The following is a 2,500-nucleotide window of genomic DNA, read 5'->3' on the forward strand; positions in this document are numbered from 1 at the left end:
TCACGCTCGCTATGGTCACCAAGCAAACTGGTGCGGTTGACGATGAGGGTCAACCTTCGGCAGGGCTGTCGCCGTGCCTTGGAAATCTGTAACATTCGGTTCTCTTGCAGTAAAGCGTCAGCTGTCACTGAAGTTTTCTTCTTCAGCACACCCAAACCGATTGGGTGTTATATGGTCAAGCCTCACGGGCAATTAGTACACGTTAGCTACGCCCATTACTGGACTTCCACACCGTGCCTATCAACGTCGTAGTCTCCGACGGCCCTTCAGGGGACTTGAAGTCCCAGTGAGATCTCATCTTGGGAGGGGCTTCCCGCTTAGATGCTTTCAGCGGTTATCCTGTCCGAACATAGCTACCCGGCAATGCCATTGGCATGACAACCGGAACACCAGCGGTTCGTCCACTCCGGTCCTCTCGTACTAGGAGCAGCTTCCCTCAAATCTCAAACGCCCACGGCAGATAGGGACCGAACTGTCTCACGACGTTCTGAACCCAGCTCGCGTACCACTTTAAATGGCGAACAGCCATACCCTTGGGACCTGCTTCAGCCCCAGGATGTGATGAGCCGACATCGAGGTGCCAAACACCGCCGTCGATATGAACTCTTGGGCGGTATCAGCCTGTTATCCCCGGAGTACCTTTTATCCGTTGAGCGATGGCCCTTCCATACAGAACCACCGGATCACTATGACCTACTTTCGTACCTGCTCGACCTGTCCGTCTCGCAGTCAAGCACCCTTATGCCATTGCACTCATTGCATGATTTCCGACCATGCTGAGGGTACCTTCGTGCTCCTCCGTTACTCTTTGGGAGGAGACCGCCCCAGTCAAACTACCCACCAGACACTGTCCCCAATCCGGATTACGGATCTAGGTTAGAACTTCAAATAAACCAGGGTGGTATTTCAAGGTTGGCTCCACAGAAACTGGCGTTCCTGCTTCAAAGCCTCCCACCTATCCTACACAAGTCGATTCAAAGTCCAGTGTCAAGCTATAGTAAAGGTTCACGGGGTCTTTCCGTCTAACCGCGGGTAAACTGCATCTTCACAGCTATTTCAATTTCACTGAGTCTCGGGTGGAGACAGTGTGGCCATCGTTACGCCATTCGTGCAGGTCGGAACTTACCCGACAAGGAATTTCGCTACCTTAGGACCGTTATAGTTACGGCCGCCGTTTACTGGGGCTTCGATCAAGAGCTTCGCTTGCGCTGACCCCATCAATTAACCTTCCAGCACCGGGCAGGCGTCACACCCTATACGTCCTCTTTCGAGTTTGCAGAGTGCTATGTTTTTGCTAAACAGTCGCAGCCACCAATTTTATGCTACCTTTCTCGGCTCCATGAGCAAGTCACTTCACCTAACAAAGGCGTACCTTATCCCGAAGTTACGGTACCATTTTGCCTAGTTCCTTCACCCGAGTTCTCTCAAGCGCCTTAGAATTCTCATCCCACCCACCTGTGTCGGTTTAGGGTACGGCCACTCGTAACCTGAAGCTTAGAGGTTTTTCTTGGAAGCATGGCATCAGTCGCTTCGCCGCTCCGTAGAGCAAGCTCATCATTACCTCTCAGGATTGAACGCCCGGATTTGCCTAAGCGTTCTCCCTACGGGCTTGCACTGCCTATTCCAACAGGCAGCCGACCTAGCCTTCTCCGTCACCCCATCGCAGTTACGACCGGTACAGGAATATTAACCTGTTTTCCATCGACTACGCCTTTCGGCCTCGCCTTAGGTACCGACTAACCCTGCGTCGATTAGCGTTGCGCAGGAAACCTTGGGTTTTCGGCGTGAGGGTTTTTCACCCTCATTGTCGTTACTCATGTCAGCATTCGCACTTCTGATACCTCCAGCCAACTTCTCAATTGACCTTCGCAGGCGTACAGAACGCTCCTCTACCACCACACTTACGTGTGATCCGTAGCTTCGGTACTATGCTTAGCCCCGGTAAATCTTCCGCGCAGGCCGACTCGACCAGTGAGCTATTACGCTTTCTTTAAAGGATGGCTGCTTCTAAGCCAACCTCCTGGCTGTCTGTGCCTTCCCACATCGTTTCCCACTGAGCATAGATTTTGGGACCTTAGCTGACGGTCTGGGCTGTTTCCCTTTTCACGACGGACCTTATCACCCGCCGTGTGTCTCCCGTGCTCGAACTTGCTGGTATTCGGAGTTTGCATCGGGTTGGTAAGTCGGGATGACCCCCTAGCCGAAACAGTGCTCTACCCCCAGCAGTTATACACGAGGCGCTACCTAAATAGCTTTCGAGGAGAACCAGCTATCTCCGAGCTTGATTAGCCTTTCACTCCGATCCACAACTCATCCCCTACCTTTTCAACGGGAGTGGGTTCGGTCCTCCAGTCAGTATTACCTGACCTTCAACCTGGTCATGGATAGATCGCCCGGTTTCGGGTCTAATCCCAGCGACTGAACGCCCTGTTCAGACTCGCTTTCGCTACGCCTCCCCTATTCGGTTAAGCTTGCCACTGAGATTAAGTCGCTGACCCAT

Annotated in this window: 2 rRNA genes (both running past the window's edge); both read right to left on the reverse strand. The window is 52.8% G+C overall.

Annotated elements, in window-relative coordinates:
- Nucleotides 1–23, reverse strand: a 5S ribosomal RNA gene (rrf, locus tag ACEPPP_RS07310) (it extends 93 nt beyond the left edge of the window).
- A gap of 148 nt (nt 24–171) precedes the next feature.
- Nucleotides 172–2,500 (reverse strand): 23S ribosomal RNA (locus ACEPPP_RS07315); it runs 565 nt beyond the window's last position.

The sequence above is a fragment of the Methylomicrobium lacus genome (assembly GCF_041897535.1).
Lineage (GTDB): Bacteria > Pseudomonadota > Gammaproteobacteria > Methylococcales > Methylomonadaceae > Methylomicrobium > Methylomicrobium lacus_A.